12 protein-coding genes, 4 tRNA genes and 1 riboswitch are annotated in these 13,068 nt (G+C 56.9%); of the genes, 11 read left to right on the top strand and 5 right to left on the bottom strand.

Features of this window, described 5'->3' with window-relative positions; genetic code table 11:
• Positions 1-125 precede the first annotated feature (125 nt).
• From BDE01S_RS03525 to BDE01S_RS03510, 4 genes are all read right to left on the bottom strand, one after another.
• Positions 126-761, bottom strand: a complete 636-nt coding sequence (locus tag BDE01S_RS03525) for an alpha/beta hydrolase (RefSeq protein ID WP_066077490.1) — start codon at positions 759-761, stop codon at positions 126-128.
• Between the two features lie 47 nt (positions 762-808).
• Complete coding sequence (locus BDE01S_RS03520; RefSeq protein ID WP_066077488.1) at positions 809-1,435, bottom strand: Smr/MutS family protein; 627 nt, start codon at positions 1,433-1,435, stop codon at positions 809-811.
• Positions 1,436-1,443: 8 nt separating this feature from the next.
• Positions 1,444-1,947 (bottom strand): DUF1841 family protein, encoded by a 504-nt coding sequence (locus BDE01S_RS03515; protein WP_066077486.1) that lies wholly within the window; start codon positions 1,945-1,947, stop codon positions 1,444-1,446.
• 177 nt (positions 1,948-2,124) lie between these two features.
• Positions 2,125-2,727, bottom strand: a complete 603-nt coding sequence (locus BDE01S_RS03510; RefSeq protein WP_066077485.1) for an MlaC/ttg2D family ABC transporter substrate-binding protein — start codon at positions 2,725-2,727, stop codon at positions 2,125-2,127.
• 158 nt (positions 2,728-2,885) lie between these two features.
• Here BDE01S_RS03510 and BDE01S_RS03505 point away from each other — a divergent pair.
• From BDE01S_RS03505 to thiC, 3 genes are all read left to right on the top strand, one after another.
• Positions 2,886-2,970: transfer RNA gene (locus BDE01S_RS03505), tRNA-Leu, on the top strand.
• 75 nt (positions 2,971-3,045) lie between these two features.
• On the top strand, positions 3,046-4,164 hold the full coding sequence (locus tag BDE01S_RS03500) for a methyltransferase (protein ID WP_066077483.1): 1,119 nt from the start codon (positions 3,046-3,048) through the stop codon (positions 4,162-4,164).
• 76 nt (positions 4,165-4,240) lie between these two features.
• Positions 4,241-4,368, top strand: a riboswitch (TPP riboswitch).
• 95 nt (positions 4,369-4,463) lie between these two features.
• On the top strand, positions 4,464-6,344 hold the full coding sequence (gene thiC / locus BDE01S_RS03495) for a phosphomethylpyrimidine synthase ThiC (protein ID WP_066077481.1): 1,881 nt from the start codon (positions 4,464-4,466) through the stop codon (positions 6,342-6,344).
• Positions 6,345-6,443: 99 nt separating this feature from the next.
• On the opposite strand, the gene BDE01S_RS03490 is transcribed toward thiC, so the two are convergent.
• A complete protein-coding gene (locus BDE01S_RS03490) occupies positions 6,444-7,064 on the bottom strand; it encodes an NUDIX hydrolase (protein WP_066077478.1) in 621 nt (206 codons plus the stop codon).
• Positions 7,065-7,244: 180 nt separating this feature from the next.
• On the opposite strand from BDE01S_RS03490, the gene BDE01S_RS03485 reads away from it, so the two are divergent.
• The 8 genes from BDE01S_RS03485 (at position 7,245) to BDE01S_RS03450 (ending at position 12,828) form a co-directional block, all read left to right on the top strand.
• On the top strand, positions 7,245-9,125 hold the full coding sequence (locus BDE01S_RS03485) for a tetratricopeptide repeat protein (RefSeq protein ID WP_066077476.1): 1,881 nt from the start codon (positions 7,245-7,247) through the stop codon (positions 9,123-9,125).
• A gap of 181 nt (positions 9,126-9,306) precedes the next feature.
• Positions 9,307-9,891: an outer membrane lipoprotein LolB gene (locus BDE01S_RS03480; RefSeq protein ID WP_066077473.1), complete on the top strand. Its 585-nt coding sequence runs from the start codon at positions 9,307-9,309 to the stop codon at positions 9,889-9,891.
• Between the two features lie 11 nt (positions 9,892-9,902).
• Positions 9,903-10,745: a 4-(cytidine 5'-diphospho)-2-C-methyl-D-erythritol kinase gene (gene ispE, locus BDE01S_RS03475; protein ID WP_066077492.1), complete on the top strand. Its 843-nt coding sequence runs from the start codon at positions 9,903-9,905 to the stop codon at positions 10,743-10,745.
• A 15-nt stretch (positions 10,746-10,760) separates the two neighbouring features.
• Positions 10,761-10,836: transfer RNA gene (locus BDE01S_RS03470), tRNA-Gln, on the top strand.
• A 14-nt stretch (positions 10,837-10,850) separates the two neighbouring features.
• Positions 10,851-10,926, top strand: a tRNA-Gln gene (locus BDE01S_RS03465).
• 7 nt (positions 10,927-10,933) lie between these two features.
• A tRNA-Gln gene (locus BDE01S_RS03460) sits at positions 10,934-11,009 on the top strand.
• A gap of 187 nt (positions 11,010-11,196) precedes the next feature.
• Positions 11,197-12,180, top strand: a complete 984-nt coding sequence (locus BDE01S_RS03455) for a ribose-phosphate pyrophosphokinase (RefSeq protein WP_115225469.1) — start codon at positions 11,197-11,199, stop codon at positions 12,178-12,180.
• Positions 12,181-12,255: 75 nt separating this feature from the next.
• Entirely contained in the window at positions 12,256-12,828 is a 573-nt protein-coding gene (locus tag BDE01S_RS03450) for a 50S ribosomal protein L25/general stress protein Ctc (protein WP_066077469.1), read from the top strand.
• Positions 12,829-13,068 lie beyond the last annotated feature (240 nt).

Genomic DNA, 13,068 nt, shown 5'->3' with positions numbered 1-13,068 from the left:
TCTTAATCCTTGTCCCAAACTCACGTTAATTAAAAAAACAAGCCGTCTGAAAAACAGCAGGAGAAATCTTGCGGTTTTTCAGACGGCCTTTTTTGCTTTTTAATCGGCTGGGGAAGAGTGGAGGATTATTGCAATACGGCGGGAGCGAAGCGCAAAATCGTATCGCGCAGGGCGATGAGTTTGCCGTGGAAGAAGTGCGATGAACCGGCAATGGCGATAACGGGCAGGTCTTGCGGCTCGGCCCAGGCCAGTGCCTTGCCGATTTCAACCACTTCGTCTTCCGCGCCGTGAATCAGCAGGGTTTTGGTGACGTCGGGTACGGCCTGCGGCTCGGGGCGGTCGCGGTAGTGGTGTACGGCCGGGCCCATCAGCAGCAGCAGGTCGGGGGTGCGCGCTTGGGCGGCGAAGGTGGCGACGTAGCCGCCGAATGAGAAGCCGGCCAGGGCAAACTCGGGGGCATCGGGGTGTTGCGCGCGGGCGTAATCGATGACGGCCAGGCAGTCGTCGGTTTCGCCGCGGCCGTAATCATGTTCGCCCTGGCTGTTGCCGACGCCGCGCAGGTTGGGCAGATAGCAGTGGAAGCTGAGCTGGGTCAGGGCTTTGGCGGCGGTTTGGATGACTTTGTTGGTGTTGGTGCCGCCTTGAAGGGGATTGGGGTGGTTAATCACGGCCACGCCGCGTGCCTGTCCTTGCGCAGGCAGGTAGATGGTTTCCAGCAGCCCGGCGGGGCCGCTGATGTGGATGAAAGTCGGTTTAAGCATGGGTAATCCTAATCGGTAGTGCGGGGGCAGGCCGTCTGAAAACGGGCTTATTCTTCGGCGCCGTAAGGTCGGTTGCGTTTTAACAGAATACGCACGGCGCCGTCGTTGTTAGCGCGCGGCTCGACATAGGCCAATACGTCGGGGTGTTGCATCAGCCAGCGGCGGGTCATGTTTTTGAGGACGGGTTTGTAGCCCGAGGAGCCTAAGCCGCTGCCGTGGACGATTTCGCCGCATACGCCGCGCCGTTTGACGAATTCGATAAATTCGTTGAGCACCTGCTGGGCTTCTTCTTGGGTGTAGCCGTGCAAATCGACATCGGCCACCACATCGTAATGGCCGTTTTTCAGGCGCTGCAGGTCGTTTTTGCCTTGGCCGTTTTTGCTGAACGATGCGGGTGGTTCGTCCCAGTCGGTGCTGCCGTGGCCGATGTAGAAATAGTCTTCTTCCGCCAAGGTCTGCGCGTCTTTCGGGCGGGGCTTGAGCGGGCTTTTGTCGCGCGGGGCTTCGTAGCGCTGCGAGTTTTTCAAAGGGGTTACGCCGCCGACTGCTTTGGCGAAGTCCCATTCTTCTTCGGCGCGTTTGCGCTCTGCCTGCTCGGCGGCGGCGCGCGCTTCGGCATCTTTTTTCGCCTGCTTGCCCAAGGCTTTGAGGGTGGCTTGGAAATCCGTGCTCATGTGTGGTCCTATTTTCTCAAACTGATTTGGTCGGACAGGCCGACTTCGTGCGGATTGATGCGGGCGGTGTCTTCCTGCCCCAGCCCGATCAGGCGGCGCAGGCGGGTTATGTAGGCGTTGACATCCAGCCCGCGGCCGTAGCGCTGCGCCTCCCACAGGGTTTCGGCCAGCGCGTCCATCATGTCATGTTCGGCGCTGACCCAGTCGCCGTTGTAGCGGGCGCACAGGGTTTGGTGGATATGGCGGATGCCGGGCGGCTGGTCGATGGCGGCCTGCTCCTGCAGCGACAGGTGCAGCGACATATGCAGAAACGGGTTGCTTTCGCCGTCTTCGGGCTGCCAGGTTTTGTCTAAATATTGCTCGATGTCGGCAAGATAGCGGTGGTATTCGGGGTGCGCTTCGATAATCCGCAGGGCTTTCTGCTGCAGGCCGTCCAAGCCCAGCGGCTGCAGGCGCTGCTGCCAGACGCCGGCGAAAAAGCGGCGGACATCGTGGGTGTTGACATCGTACATGGTATTTCCTGCTGCCGCGCCGGTGCGGGCTGTGGGTGGTCGGGGTTGCGTAAAAGCCGTCTGCCCGAAAAGGGGAGACGGCCGGTATTTTAACCGCTTTTGCGGCAGGGATACAGTAGGCAGCGGGTTTTCAGACGGCCTGAGTGCGCAAAAAGGCCGTCTGAAAATGCGCGGGGATTATTGTTTTTTCAGGCTTTTGGATTTGACTGCGGCAATCGCGCCGTCGATGCCTTTCTGCTTAATCAGCTCGCTGAACTGGTTGCGGTAGATGGTGACCAAGCTGGCGCCGTCTACGCGGAAGTTGTAGATTTTATAAACAGAGCCGGATTTGTAGAGCTGGTAGGCCACTTCGTATTTACTGCCGCTTTTGGTTTGGAGCTCGGAGAATACGTCGAAGCGGTTGCCGTTGGCCGTCATTTTGTTGGGCAGGATTTTAACTTGGGCATCGGCCGCGCCGACCAGGGCGGAATGCGCGTACATGGAAATGATCATGTCTTTGAATGCGGCGGTGAAATCCGTTTTCTGCTTGGCGGAGAAGTTTTTCCACGGCGCACCGACAGCCATGGCGGAAATGCGTTCGTAGTCGAGATAGCGGTCGGCATAGCTTTCAATCTGCTTGATTTTCTGCGCTTCGCTCAAAGAAGCATTGCGCGCGATTTTCAAGATGGTGTCGATATTCTGCTGCACCTGGCTTTGGGCGGGATGCTGCGCGGCGGCAGCGTAAGGCGCAACAATCGCCATCGGCACGGAGAGTAAAAGGGCTGCGGATAAACGGTTCATTTAAAATCTTTCGTCAGATAAGTGGCATTATTGTAGATGCGGGAAGCGGGAAAAGAGTTTAACGGGATGTAAAAGCACGCAATGCCGTTTGAATGATTGCGAAAAATACTTTACAAGCGTAAAGGCGGTTTTTATAATTTTGGAATTGTTTGATTACTGCCCGGGTGGTGAAATTGGTAGACACAGGGGACTCAAAATCCCCCACCGCAAGGTGTGTCGGTTCGAGTCCGACCCTGGGCACCAAAATACGGAAAACCGCATGAAACGATGGTTTCATGCGGTTTTTGCTATGATTCCGATACCCTAAAGAAGCCAGCCATGCCGAATATGATTTCCACCGGCCGCGCCGAGATTGAGTGGCGCAGCGAGAGTACGCAGAAGCCGCCCCGTGCGGCCGTTTATCTCAGCCATGCCAATGCGGAGCAGGTGTTGAAAGCCGCCCACGCGCATACGGCAACGGTATGGACGGGCGATTTTCATAATGCCAAACAGGTATTGGCGGCCATGAAAAAGCGCGTCCGCAAGCCGGGCAGCCGCAATCAGCATGCCGATATTCAGACGGCTTTTCACAGCCACAGAATGCGGCAGGCGCAGCAGAGCAGGGTGTTGAATATGCTGGCGGTGGAAATCGGGTGCGGCTTCAGCCTGGAGTTGCCGCGTGCGCCGGATGTGGCCGGTGCGTTGGCGGATGTGTACGGCGCGGCCAATGATGAGCCGTTTTTGCTGCCGCTGAACCGCCTGCTGGGTTTTATCGGGGCGCATGAGTGGCACAAAAAAGGCATTGTGCTGCCTTGCCTTGAAGCCGCCATCCATGTGCCTTTCGGCGTGTTTTCCCCTTTGCGCGGCGAATATTTGGACTTGATTGCCCAAGCGCCGCTGCCTGCGGATATTCAGACGGCCTTCGATATCGGCACAGGCTCGGGCGTGATTGCGGCTTTGCTGGCCAAGTGCGGCGTGGCGCGGATTGTGGCGACCGACAACAACCCCAAAGCGCTGGCGTCGGCGCGCGCCAATCTCGAACGCTTGGGCTATGGCGCGCAGGTTGAGGTATGTGCGGCGGATTTGTTCCCCGAAGGGCAGGCGGATTTAATCGTCTGCAACCCGCCCTGGCTGCCCGCCAAGCCCACTTCGGCGGTGGAAACGGCGTTGTACGACCCCGACAACGCCATGCTGAAAGGCTTTTTGAGCGGCGCGGCGCAGCATTTGACGCCCGGAGGCGAAGTGTGGCTGATTATGTCGGATTTGGCGGAACACCTGCACCTGCGCGCGCCCGGGTTTTTGGCGCAATGTTTTGCCGAAGCGGGGCTGGAGTCGGTCGGTCAGCTGGATACCCGCCCCAAGCACGCTAAAGCGTTTGCCCCGGATGACCCGCTGGCGTTTGCACGCAGCCGGGAAACCACCAGTTTGTACCGCCTTAAGGCTGCGCTTCAGCCCTAAGGCCGTCTGAAAAAGGATGCCGTACCGGATTTGCTGGAAAGTGTGTTACACTGTGGGCGTCTTTTTCTTTTGAGACAAAAGCTTGACGGAGTGCGGTTTTTGACCGCCGAGATTGCGTCTTTGGTTTGATATCGGACCTACAACGCAAAATCCGTTGAACCTGATGCAGTTCGTACTGCCGTAGGAATCAAGTTTATCCGAAATCTTGCCGCTTCGGCGCTTGGGCGCAGAAGCCTTTTTCATCATAAGATTTTTGATGGCTTGATTTGTTATGTGAGCCATGAAACAAGGATTTTATGATGAGCCAATCTGCAAATCAAACCCCGATTTATCCCCCCTCTCTTTCTTTGCACGAGCAGGAAGCCCGTGATTTGACCCGTATTCTTCCGGCTTCCCGCAAAGTCTATATACAAGGCTCCCGGGCCGATATTCAAGTGCCGTTTCGTGAAATCAGTCTGACCGATACGCCGACTGCGCTTGCCGCAGGCGGCGCGGAGAAAAATCCGCCCGTTTTGGTGTATGACACATCGGGCGTCTATACCGATCCCGCCGTATCCATCGATTTGAACCGAGGTTTGCCCAAATTGAGGGAAAACTGGATTGCCGAACGTGACGACAGCGAAGTGTTGGCAGGTCTGTCCTCGGCATTCGGGCAGGCGCGCCTGCAAGACAGCCGCACGGCAGACATCCGTTTTGCTCACATCGCCAAGCCCCGCCGTGCCAAAGCCGGTAAAAATGTCACCCAGATGCACTATGCCCGCGCCGGCATCATTACGCCCGAGATGGAATACATCGCCATTCGTGAAAACGGGCGGCAGGCGGCGGGTACGGATATGCGCCGGCATAGCGGCGGGCCTTTCGGTGCGGAAAACTGCACGCCAATCACCCCGGAATTCGTGCGCCGGGAAGTGGCGGCCGGGCGGGCCATTATCCCTTGCAACATCAACCATCCGGAATGCGAACCGATGATTATCGGGCGCAATTTTTTGGTGAAAATCAACGCCAATATCGGCAATTCGGCACTAGGATCAAGTATTGAGGAAGAAGTCGCCAAAATGACGTGGGCGACGCGCTGGGGTGCCGATACCGTGATGGATTTGTCCACCGGCAAAAATATCCACGAAACCCGCGAATGGATTATCCGCAATTCGCCTGTACCCGTCGGTACGGTGCCGATATATCAGGCGCTGGAAAAAGTGGGCGGCGTAGCGGAAAAGCTGACGTGGGAGATTTTTAAAGACACGCTGATTGAGCAGGCCGAGCAAGGCGTGGATTACTTTACCATTCATGCCGGCGTGCTGCTGCGCTATGTACCGCTGACCGCCAACCGCCTGACGGGCATTGTTTCCCGCGGCGGCTCGATTATGGCGCAATGGTGTTTGGCGCATCATCAGGAAAACTTTATCTACACGCATTTTGATGAGATTTGCGAGATTGCCAAGGCTTACGATGTGTCGTTCAGCCTGGGCGACGGTCTGCGCCCTGGCTGTATTCAGGATGCCAACGACGAAGCGCAGTTTAGCGAGCTGAAAACTTTGGGCGAATTGACCGAACGCGCGTGGGCGCATGATGTACAGGTGATGATTGAAGGGCCGGGGCATGTGCCGATGCACATGATCAAAGAGAATATGGATTTGCAGCTGAAGCATTGCCACGAAGCGCCGTTTTATACGCTGGGCCCGCTGACTACAGACATCGCCCCCGGCTACGACCACATCACCAGCGCCATTGGCGCGGCGATGATCGGTTGGTACGGCACGGCCATGCTGTGTTATGTCACGCCGAAAGAGCATTTGGGTTTGCCCAATAAAAAAGATGTGAAAGACGGCATCATCACCTATAAAATCGCCGCCCATGCAGCCGATCTCGCCAAAGGGCATCCGGCGGCGCAGGTGCGTGACAACGCGCTGTCCAAGGCACGCTTCGAATTCCGCTGGGAAGACCAGTTCAACCTCTCGCTCGACCCCGATACCGCACGCGCCATGCACGATGAAACCATGCCGAAGCAGGCGCACAAATCGGCGCATTTCTGCTCGATGTGCGGGCCGAAATTCTGCTCGATGAAAATCACCCAAAACGTGAGGGAATATGCCAAAGGCTTGGAAGAGGCCGAAGAGGGCATGAAGCAGATGACAATCAAATTCAAAGAAGAAGGCGCAAAGCTGTATCACAAAGTGTAAGCCGAACGGCCGATTTGGCCGCATACGCCTAAAAAAGCGCAGTCAAATGCGCTTTTTTATTTTTTGCACGCAATCGGGCCGTCTGAAAAACAGCATTTTTCAGACGGCCTGCCGCAGATGGGCTTGGTAGCGTTCGGCCAATCCGTAGAGAATAATGGCGGTCAAGCCCCAGATATCGTAATGGCGGTAGGATAAAGTCGGTGTGCTGATACGGTGTCCTTTGGTCTCCAGCAGTCGTTCGCCGTAGCGGGCGGGGTTGAGCGCATCGGTCAGCGGCAGGTAAAACACTTCGGCCACTTCGCGGCTGTCGGGTTGCGGCTCGGGCGGGTTGCGGCCGCAGTAAAGCGCTGGTACGGGGTGGACTTCGTAGCCGCTGGGCGTGTAATGCGGCGGCAATACGGGAAAGGTCTGCCAAGCGTCGGCGGGCAGTCCGGTTTCTTCGCAGGTTTCTCTCAGTGCGGTTTGGGTAAAGTCGGCATCGCCGGCTTCGCGCCCGCCGCCGGGCAGGGCGATTTGCCCGGTGTGGTGGCGCAGCGTGTCGGCGCGGCGGGTCAGCAGCAGCTGCCATTGCGTGCCGTCGTGTACCACGGGCAGCAGCACGGCGGCCTGACGCCATTGCCGCGCTTCTTCCTGCAGAATGCGGTTACGCAGGGTTTCGCGGGCGACGGGGCTGCCGGCGGCAAGGCTGAGAAAGCGGGTCAGTTCGGATGTCGTCATCATATCGGTAGGTGCAATAAAGGGCATACAGCGGGGCGGCAGATACAGCCGATAGGCAAATATTACCTTAGCTTTACGTTTGCGGAAATCAACAAAACAGGCCGCTTGTGATAAAGTTAGCCCCGTTTGCAAGCTGAAAGGCCGTCTGAAAATCAGACGGCATCAAAACAAGAAGGATAAATTATGTTGTCGGCCCGTACGCGCCTGCGCGCGCTGGCGTTGGCAGTGGGCATGGTGTTTGCTGCGCAGGCATCGGCCGCTGCGGATGCCGCTCCCAAGCCCCAAGTCGAAACCAAAAAAATCATCGAGCGCAAAAGCCGCACCACGCCCGAGCAGCGTGAGGCGGCGAAGCAGCGGCGTGCGGAAGCCAACCGCCGCGCCAATATGCTGTTTTCCCTGCTAGGCGGCGAAATGGCGCTGCAAAAGGGCAATTCGGGCATGGCGCTGGCAACCTATATGGCGATACTCAACCGCAGCAAATCGCCCGACGTAGCCGAGCGCGCTCTGGAAATGGCGGTCTCGCTCGATGCGTTCGAGCAGGCGGAAACCATTTATCAGAAATGGCGCGAAATCGAGCCGGAAGCCGGTGAGGCGCAGCGGCGTATGGCCTGGCTGCGCGATTTGATGACGGGTAAAACCGATCAGGCGGTATCCGGTTTGAATGATGTGTTGGCGCACGCAAGCGAAGAGCAGACCGGCCGGATTTTCCTTTTGCTGGCGCAGGCGGCTGTGCAGCAGCCGGATTTGGCAGAGAAAGCGGGTAAGGAAGTGCACAAAGCGGCGCTGCGCTATCCCGATATGCCGGAAGCGGCGATTGCCGATGTGATGTACAGCGCGCAGATGGGCAAGGAGCGGCACGCAGTGGCGGCCTTGCAGCGGCTGGCGGCTTTGGATGCGGAAGTATCGCCGCCGACATGGCTGGCCCTGCGGCTGGTCGGCCAGCGCAAACCCGCCGTGTTAAACCGATTTTTTGCCGATACCGATACGCAAAACCTTTCTTCAGTATGGCAGGAGCTGGAAATCAGCAGCCTGGTGGCCAAAGGCGAGCAGGAAAAAGCCTACAGCCGTCTGCAAACCCTGCTGAAAGCCAATCCGAATGCGGATCTGTATATTCAGGCCGCGCTGCTGGCTGCCGCCCGCGATGAAGATATGGCAACAGTCACGGGCTATCTGGACCGTGCCTACCGCACCGGCACGCTCGAGCAGCAGAGCCGCGCGGCGGTTATCGGCGCGATGCGTTATGCCGACGATAAAAAATTCGAACAGGCCAAAACCTGGGTAGAAAAAATCAACGCGCCCGAATATGTGTTCGACAAAGCCGTATTGAGCGCGTCTGTTGAAGCGGGGCTGGGCAATTATCAGGCCGCTTTGATTGAAGCGCGGCGCGGGCAGCAGCTTTCGGAGCAGCAGGGGCGTTTCTTCGGCGGCACGGATTTGCAGCGCGTGTATCTGTTTGCGCTGGTGAAACACGATAAGCCGCAGGAAGCCCTGAAAGAGCTGAATACGCTGGGCGCCAAAGTGATGAAGCGCCGCGACTCGGCCGAGCGTTTGCCGGATATTCTGTACCAACGCGCCATGCTGTATGAGCGTCTGTCGCGCCATGAAGAAGCGGTGGCCGACCTGCGCCGCTATGTAGCGATGAACCCGAACAGCGCCAACGGCATGAATGCTTTGGGCTACACCCTGCTGACCTCGCCCAAGCACGCGCAGCATCTGGAAGAAGCCTTCCGCCTGATTCAGGCGGCATACCAGCTTGAGCCGGAATCCGCCGCCATCAACGACAGCATGGGCTGGGCGTATTACCGCAAAGGCGATGCCGAAGCCGCACTGCCTTATCTGGAATACGCCTACCGCAGCGAGCCGGATGCTGAAGTGGCTGCGCACTTGGGTGAAGTGTTGTGGCAGACGGGCGAGCGCGCCCGCGCGGAAGACATCTGGCGCGACGGCCTGCAGCGCGAGGGCAATACCGCCTTGCTGAAAGCCACCATGCAGCGTTTCGGCATTGCCGTTCCGCCCGTCAAAGCCGCACCGGCCGCGAAAAAAGCAGCCAAGCAGGGCAAATAAACCGAATCAGGCCGTCTGAAAAATGCCGTAAGCGTTTTCAGACGGCCTGTTGCACAATTTAAACGGAAAGATAACGGGCGATATGCCGTCTGAAAAAATACAGTCGCCTCAATTTAACTAAATGACTGTGCCGCCAAAGTTTTTTTTCAGACGGCTTGCCCCGAGTAGATGGGATACTTTTATGACGTTCAAACTTTTTACAGCCGCCGCACTGTCGGCATTACTGGCCGCCTGCGCGACTACAGGCGTACCGCAGCAGGGCGGCTGGGCTGCTGCCGACGATGTAGGGGATTTTGCCGCAGACGGCCGCCTGGCAGTCAAAATCGAAGAAAAAGGCTCGTATGCCAATTTCGACTGGACTTACCAAAACCGCGTGCAAACCATTGATGTCAACACGCCGTTGGGGACGACCGTCGGCCAGCTCTGTCAAGACGCGCAGGGCGTATTGGCCGTGGATGCCAAAGGCCGGGTGTATCAGGCGAACAGCGCGGAAGAGTTGAGCGAATCGCTGCTGGGCTTTTCTCTGCCGGTGCAATACCTGCATATTTGGGCAGACGGCAAACGCGTTGCCGGCGCGCCCTACAGCCTGCTTTCAGACGGCCGTCTGCAGCAGTTTGGCTGGACCATCAGCCGCACCGTCAATGCCGAGGGGCAGCCGCGCGTGTTGCAGCTGGAAAGCGACCGATTATCGCTCCGGCTGGTGTTTGATGAGGTTAATACCCGTCCGGCCGCTTCGGCGCAAACCCAATGCGCGGCGCGCGCTTGAAGGAGCAGGTTATGAACATTCCGCCGCACGCGCAGGCTTTCCCCGCGCCGGCCAAGCTGAATCTGGATTTGCGTATCACCGGCCGCCGCGCCGACGGCTATCACGAGCTGGAGAGCATTTTCCGCCTGATTGATTTGCGCGATACCGTTTATCTGGCTTTGCGCGACGATGCCGAAATCATCATGCACACGCCGGTTGCCGGCGTGGCGCCCGAGCAGGATTTGGCCTACCGCGCCGCTGCCTTGCTGCAGCAGCACAGTGGCACGCGGCAGGGCGTGGAAATCTGGTTGGAAAAAAACATTCCGATGGGCGGCGGCTTGGGCGGCGGCAGCTCCGATGCGGCCACAGTGTTGCTGGCTTTGAACACGCTGTGGCAGTGCGGATTAAGCCGCGATGAGCTGATTGCATTGGGCGCAAAACTGGGCGCGGATGTGCCGTTTTTTATTTTCGGCCGCAGCGCGTTTGCCCGCGGCATCGGCGAGAAGCTGGCGGAAATTGATTTGCCGAAACAATGGTATGTGGTGGTGCGCCCCGATGTACACGTCGCCACCGCGAAAATTTTTGCGCATCCCGACTTGACACGCGACAGCAAACCGAGCATAATGCCGACTTTCCAATCGCTGCAGCCTTTTCGTAACGATATGCAGGCTGTGGTTTTTCGGGAATATCCCGAAGTGCGGAAAGCCTATTCCGAATTATCCGCCTATCGCGGCGCATTGATGACCGGCTCCGGAGCCTGCCTGTTTGTGCCGTTTGATAATGAGGAAGAGGCGTACAATTTGTACCGGCAGATTTCAAAATCTTATGAAGCATATTACGCGGCAGGGCTCGATACCCACCCGCTGTTTCAATAAGGTTGCGGAAACAGTTGGGGAGTCGTCAAGCGGTTAAGACACTGGATTTTGATTCCAGCATGCGAAGGTTCGAATCCTTCCTCCCCAGCCAAAAGTTTCTACTGCTGGGGAGTCGTCAAGCGGTTAAGACACTGGATTTTGATTCCAGCATGCGAAGGTTCGAATCCTTCCTCCCCAGCCAATCCTTTTGGGGAGTCGTCAAGCGGTTAAGACACTGGATTTTGATTCCAGCATGCGAAGGTTCGAATCCTTCCTCCCCAGCCATACAGGGCGTACAGGTTAAGCTGTACGCCCTTTGCATTGCGTGTTGCAAAAGCGACAATCCGTCGCGGAAGCACTTGGTTTTGCGAAGAATACTGCGTATAATGTCGGACTTGGCAAAAAGCCGCAAGCCGAAGGAAGCATGATGTTTTCCGAGCAAATTTCAAACAGACAATCAGGTGAAGAAGATATGGCCGCATACGACAGTTTGATGGTGTTTACCGGTAATGCCAATCCGGAATTGGCGCAACGCGTGGTAAAACATCTGGGTATTTCATTGGGAAATGCCTCTGTAACGAAATTTTCAGACGGCGAAGTGGCCGTAGAGCTGCTGGAAAACGTGCGCGGCCGCGATGTATTTATCCTGCAGCCGACTTGCGCGCCGACCAATGACAACCTGATGGAAATCCTGACCATGGCGGATGCGCTCAAACGCGCATCCGCAGGCCGCATTACCGCAGCGATTCCGTATTTCGGCTATGCCCGCCAAGACCGCCGTCCGCGCTCCGCCCGCGTGCCGATTTCCGCCAAGCTGGTAGCCAATATGCTGTATTCGGCCGGTATCGACCGCGTATTGACCGTGGACCTGCACGCCGACCAAATCCAAGGCTTTTTCGATATTCCGGTGGACAATATTTATGCCACCCCGATTCTGCTGAACGACATCAAGCAGCAGCGTATCGAAAACCTGATTGTAGTCAGCCCCGATGTCGGCGGTGTCGTGCGCGCCCGCGCAGTCGCTAAATCGCTGAACGTAGATTTGGCAATTATCGACAAACGCCGCCCCAAAGCCAATGTGGCCGAAGTGATGAACATCATCGGCGACGTACAAGGCCGCACCTGTCTGATTGTCGATGACATGATCGATACCGCCAACACCTTGTGCAAAGCCGCTTCCGCCCTGAAAGCGCGCGGCGCAGACCGCGTATTGGCTTATGCCTCACACGCCGTATTCTCAGGCGAAGCCGTCAACCGCATCGCCTCTTCGGACATCGACCAAGTCGTCGTAACCGACACCATTCCGCTTTCCGAAGCGGCCAAACAATGCGAACGCATCCGCCAAGTAAGCCTGGGCGGTTTGCTGGCTGAAACGGTGCGCCGTATCAGCAACGAAGAATCCGTCTCATATCTTTTCAACGAAGATGTGATGACAGGCGGCATGATTTTGCCGTAAACCCGAAGCCGTCTTAAGCTGGTCGCGGCCGATGACGGCGACTTTCTTTAATTTGTTTTATTTTAGGACTTTATTATGTCATACGAAATTCAAGCTACCGTTCGCGAAGAACAAGGCACTGGTGCGAGCCGCCGCCTGCGTCGCGAAGGCCAAATCCCTGCGATTCTGTACGGTGAAGGCCAAGATCCGGTTGCCATCGCAGTCGATCACAAAACCGTATATTACGCACTGGAAAAAGAATCTTTCCACACTGCACTGATTAAACTGTCTCTGAACGGCGCTACCCAAGATGTTATCGTACGCGATTTCCAAATGCACCCGTTCCGCCAACAAGTGCAACACATCGACTTCCAAACCGTTAAAGCCGACCAGCCGCTGCGTATCCGCGTACCGCTGCACGTGGTGAACGCCGAAAACTCCCACGCCGTGAAGCTGCAAGGCGGCCGCGTATCTCTGCTGAACACTTCAGTAGAAGTATTGGCTCTGCCTGCCAACATCCCGGCTTTCCTGGAACTGGATTGCTCTTCAGTTGTTGCCGGCGACATCCTGCACCTGTCAGACGTGAAACTGCCTGAAGGCGTGACCAGCGTTTCTCTGAAACGTAACGAAAACCTGGCTGTTGCCACCGTTACCGGTAAAAAACGCTAATCGGTAGGTATATTCGGATTATCCGCCCGTTTTCCTGACGGATTTCGGGCGGAAAATCGAAAGATTGAAAAATCTCCAATCCTGTTTCGGGGTTGGAGATTTTTTGTGTTTGGGGGAGAGTATGAGTTTGTGCTTGGATAGGTCTTAGCCACTCGTAGGCAAGGCTTTATCCCGGCAAAACCTCGCTGCTTCCGGGTTAAATTTAGCCTGTATATTTCTGTTTCTTAGGAACGCGCCCCA

It is taken from the genome of Bergeriella denitrificans NBRC 102155, assembly GCF_001592185.1.
Classification (GTDB): Bacteria; Pseudomonadota; Gammaproteobacteria; order Burkholderiales; family Neisseriaceae; genus Neisseria; species Neisseria denitrificans.
Note: the sequence above shows the minus strand (reverse complement) of the source record. Positions and strands in the feature narration are given on the sequence as shown.